Source organism: Winogradskyella rapida, from assembly GCF_042675845.1.
In the GTDB taxonomy this organism is placed as follows: Bacteria; Bacteroidota; Bacteroidia; order Flavobacteriales; family Flavobacteriaceae; genus Winogradskyella; species Winogradskyella rapida.
The window spans coordinates 6,213-10,636 of sequence record NZ_JBHTKM010000058.1 but is presented as its reverse complement, the minus strand read 5'-3'; the positions used below and the strand labels follow the sequence as shown (position 1 = coordinate 10,636).

5 protein-coding genes are annotated in these 4,424 nt (G+C 29.5%); all 5 read left to right on the top strand.

Annotated features, from left to right (window positions below):
- The first annotated feature begins 113 nt into the window (after positions 1-113).
- On the top strand, positions 114-830 hold the full coding sequence (locus tag ACFQ13_RS07425; RefSeq protein WP_386115770.1) for a hypothetical protein: 717 nt from the start codon (positions 114-116) through the stop codon (positions 828-830).
- A 161-nt stretch (positions 831-991) separates the two neighbouring features.
- Positions 992-1,831 (top strand): hypothetical protein, encoded by an 840-nt coding sequence (locus tag ACFQ13_RS07420; protein WP_386115768.1) that lies wholly within the window; start codon positions 992-994, stop codon positions 1,829-1,831.
- Positions 1,832-1,988: 157 nt separating this feature from the next.
- On the top strand, positions 1,989-2,717 hold the full coding sequence (locus tag ACFQ13_RS07415; protein WP_386115766.1) for a hypothetical protein: 729 nt from the start codon (positions 1,989-1,991) through the stop codon (positions 2,715-2,717).
- 814 nt (positions 2,718-3,531) lie between these two features.
- A complete protein-coding gene (locus ACFQ13_RS07410) occupies positions 3,532-4,047 on the top strand; it encodes a hypothetical protein (RefSeq protein WP_386115765.1) in 516 nt (171 codons plus the stop codon).
- A gap of 167 nt (positions 4,048-4,214) precedes the next feature.
- On the top strand, positions 4,215-4,424 hold a 210-nt coding region (locus ACFQ13_RS07405), incomplete at its 3' end, for a hypothetical protein (protein WP_386115763.1).

Sequence of the window (4,424 nt, the reverse complement as noted above, 5' to 3'; positions counted from 1 at the left end):
TTGTGATTTGTCTACGTGGAAATTCCTGCGGAATTTCCTCTCGTTCGGTTCATTTTTGTTAAATTAGTTGCCCAACCACGCAACTAACCATACACAAACACGTTGGCAACAATATGAAAAAACTCAAAATGCCCAAATTAAATGACTCTCATAAAAAGAATTTGCGAACAGCAATCTTTTTTGTCTTGGGTGTAATTTGTACGCTTGCCATAACGAGCTTGTGGAATAAAGCACTACCAGAAGAACCGATTATTGTAAAAGAAGTTAGCGATTCAATAAAAGTTGTCCACGAATATAAAATCCCAAAAATTGATGATTCATTAGAGATAACTTTAAAGAAAAAATTACAAAACTTGGAATTATTGAATAACTACGAAAATGAAATCGATAATAGGATTAAGCGGATTGAAAACAAATCTAATAATTCTACAATTCCAAACCTTATATCTTTAAAATTTTCAGAATCTTATGAATCTAAAGGTTACACACAAGGAAACGCAAATAGCTTTTTTAAAATGGAATGTCCGAATATTAATTCTACGGAATTTATAGACTTCAGGTTAGACTTTTTTAATCCAAAAATTCTTAATGAAATTGCCTTTCTTAGACTAAACATTTACAAGTTTGAAAAAACATCTGATAAAGAATCCAGAAATTATATTTTAAATCAATTTTACGAACCTTACGAAAACAATGACAACTTTATTAGAATAGAAAACAATTTAAAAAGTGGGAAATACGAAATAATGATTGGATTTACATTAAAAAAAGATTTGAATAAAAAGTATCCTGACTTTTATATGAAAAAATGTATACTAACTAAAAAATAAAAATACTGTTGCCAACACCGTGTATAATTAATTGCTTTGTTCTTCCCTACTTGCGAAAATTCCTGCGGAATTTTCACGGGTTCGTGAAATGTTTGCTAACTTAGTTGCCTAACCACGCAACTAACCATACACAAACACGTTAGGTGTAATTAAAACTCAATATGAAGAAAATCTTTGATAAATTAGATTCTTTCACATTCTTAATCCTAAGTATGTTATCAGTTTTTCTTATTGCGATTTTCTTAAATATGGTTTCTGGTATTAGTTCTGTTAAGCCTTGGCATTTTGGAATTCTATATTTAGCCGTTATTTTAATCATTTATTACTCACTAAAAACGGAGTACAATGGTATTAAAACTTTTTTAAGCCTGCTCTTATTTGCATTTATGGTCTATCCAATATCATCATATTATTTATATCAATATGATAATAATAATTATGAGATATCCAAAGACTTAATAATATTAGAAAGCTTGATAGCTAAAGATAGGTTGCATAAAAACATACCTGTTAACGACTTGATAAAAATAAGAGAGGCAATAAAAAAAAGCGATGTAGATGATCCAAAATCAATTTCATTGCCTTTTCCATATAAAATGGAACATAAAAATATTTACTCAATAAATAATTCTAGATCACAGGTCACATTTACCAAAAATGATTCTTTGGAAACTGAAATTATATATAATAATTTACCGCCTCTTTCTGGCACAAAAAATTATCAATTAATTGATGGAATTAACGGAAAAATAAATTTAAATAATAAACTTTTAGAAATAAGTTTACTAAAGAATTACCAAATACCTTTTTCTGAATTTTGGATTGAATCAGTAGTTTCATTTTCTAGTGGTCATATAAAACCTGCTAAAAATTTTCCTAAAATATTTAATTCGTTACAAATAGTGTCATTACTGTTCTTAAGTACGATACTAATAAACTCAGTAAATGGTCAACTTACAGTAGCAAAGAAAAAAAAGCGAAAGAAAAAAAGAAAAAAATAAACTACACCTAACACCGTGTATAATTAATTGCTAGGTTCTTCCCTACTTGCGAATATTCCTGCGGAATATTCACAGGTTCGTAAAAGTTTGCTAACTTAGTTGCTAAACCACGCAACTAACCATACACAAACACGTTGTAAAACATTTAACCAAAATCGTGAATAGAGACTATCATCTATCATTCTGCAAAGTTTGCACTAACAGAAAAAGGAATTTAGAAAACGGAATTATTTGTTCTTTAACTAAAAAAATTGCTGATTTTCAAGATAACTGTCCGGCTTATGATTTTGATAAATTGGAATTTCAGAATTATAAAAAGCGATTCCAAGATGAAATAAGTGACAAATACACAACTAAAGATATTGAAAAACTTATTGGTGTTACCTCTTTTGAAAAACCTGAATTTTCAAGGTTTTCAAAGTATAACTCAATTGAAAAAACTCAAAATCTAGTTTTTAAGTATAATGGATTTTATGGAACAATTGGAATTATTACAATTTTATTAATTATTGTAGGTCTGATTTTAACAAGTAACAATGATGTTTTCAATCTTACAGGAGAAAATATTATTCTACTCATTTTTATGCTAATTTTATTATCTATTTGTGTTTTTAAATTAATGGAATTTACTTCAAAAAAGAAATTGAAAATAACTATAAATCCAAACGGAATTGAATATCAAAATAACAATTTAAGTTGGAACAGCATTTTTGATTTTGGCGTATTGCAAATTAATAACAATAATACTGATGCGAGCATAATACTAATAGGAACAATCACAAAAGGTAATGTAAAAATTGATTTGACCGATTTTAATGTCAATTTGGAAGATTTTTATAACATAATTGAATTGAACACAAAAAACGTTTTACAACACCGTGTATAATTAATTGCTAGGTTCTTCCCTACTTGCGAATATTCCTGCGGAATATTCACAGGTTCGTTAAAGTTTGCTAACTTAGTTGCCTAACCACGCAACTAACCATACACAAACACGTTGGCAGCAATGCACCCCGACAGCAAAAACTTTTACCTACCCCAACTTAAGGCTTTCTTTATTCGAGCCATCAAAGAGCCTTTATTTGAAAATTCAAAACGATGGATTCAAAGCTTATCGAATATATTGCGGTAAAAACTGCTGATTAAATCAAAACCTGGACAATTTCGTTCAAATTAAACCTTAACTGAACATTTCAAAATCACTTACGTTAAACAAAAAAGCCTAGTTTCTTTTTCGCGATTTTTTTTTTAGAATTTTAAGTCAGTAAAATCAGAAAAACTAGAGACGACAATTTTAATTTAGTATAAATCATTAAACATAAAACTACTTTTTGAGAAGTTTAACAAGCTAAAAGCAACATAACGTAGGATTTACAAGCTGAATGTAAAATGCGTATCTGATTAGTAACAACGCAGGACTAAAAACAGATTATCTGTCGATTTATTTAATGTTTAAGTTAATTAGATAGCTAATTGGAGTATATCAAATTATCATTTCTTAAAAACATAGCTTATAAAAAAATAAGCACGGCTGCCAACACCGTGTATAATTAATTGCTTGGTTCTTCTCTACTTGCGAATATTCCTGCGGAATATTCACAGGTTCGTTAAAGTTTGTTAACTTAGTTGCTTAACCATGCAACTAACCATACACAAATACGTTATGTGCAAGCTGAAGAAGGATTCGAAATAAGAACAATATGACTGAACAATCAATAATAAAACAGATTGGAAAACCTGCCGAAATCGATATGCGAAAACCGAAAGCGATTGGAAGTACAGGATTTTATTTAAAGTCATTTAAAACGAAAAATTCCGAAACTGAATCTTTAAAAATTGACTCGAAATGCAACTTTGAAAAGCGAACTGGTGGAATTTTATTGCGAGCGAATTATTCCAATAAATTAACTGCTATTCCCATTTCGAATGAAAACATTATTGAAATCTCACTCAAACGCGGAAAAGAGAATATTGACCCATTTTTTCTATCACCAATGTGGATTTTATTAAAACTCGGTGTTTCTAAATTATACGCTCGATATTTTAGATTTAGACTTCACGAATATTCAATTGAACAAATGGAACTGAATATTAAAACGACTGATTACGAAATGGATTTTATAGCAAACGGATATTTATCTGAGCGACAGTTCAGCTTCTTTGAGAACTTGAATATTGGAAATAAATTAAAAACGGAAATAAAAGCCAGCACATAACACCGTGTATAATTAATTGCTTTTTACGTGCTTACTTGCGAAAATTCCTGCGGAATTTTCTCTGGTCCGTAAAAGTTTGCTAATTTAGTTGCCTAACCACGCAACTAACCATACACAAACACGTTGTGTGTAATGCAAAAACTCACTCAATTCTGAATTTACAGTCTATGAAAAACATCCCATTATTAATGATTTTATTTCTGACATTCGGATGTTCTGAATCGGAAAACGAAGTCTATATTCAAGAATTTGAATGGACTTTGAATATTCCAACAGATTTTAAAGATGTTCCATCAAAAACGCGAATGGAATCTCGAAAAAAAGGTATGAAAATGATTGAATCAGCCTATCCTGATAATGAAGTAAATATTGTTGCT

Coding starts and splice junctions, on each gene's coding strand:
- ACFQ13_RS07425 (WP_386115770.1), top strand. CDS start 114: ATGAAAAAACTCAAAATGCCCAAATTAAATGACTCTCATAAAAAGAAT.
- ACFQ13_RS07420 (WP_386115768.1), top strand. CDS start 992: ATGAAGAAAATCTTTGATAAATTAGATTCTTTCACATTCTTAATCCTA.
- ACFQ13_RS07410 (WP_386115765.1), top strand. CDS start 3,532: ATGACTGAACAATCAATAATAAAACAGATTGGAAAACCTGCCGAAATC.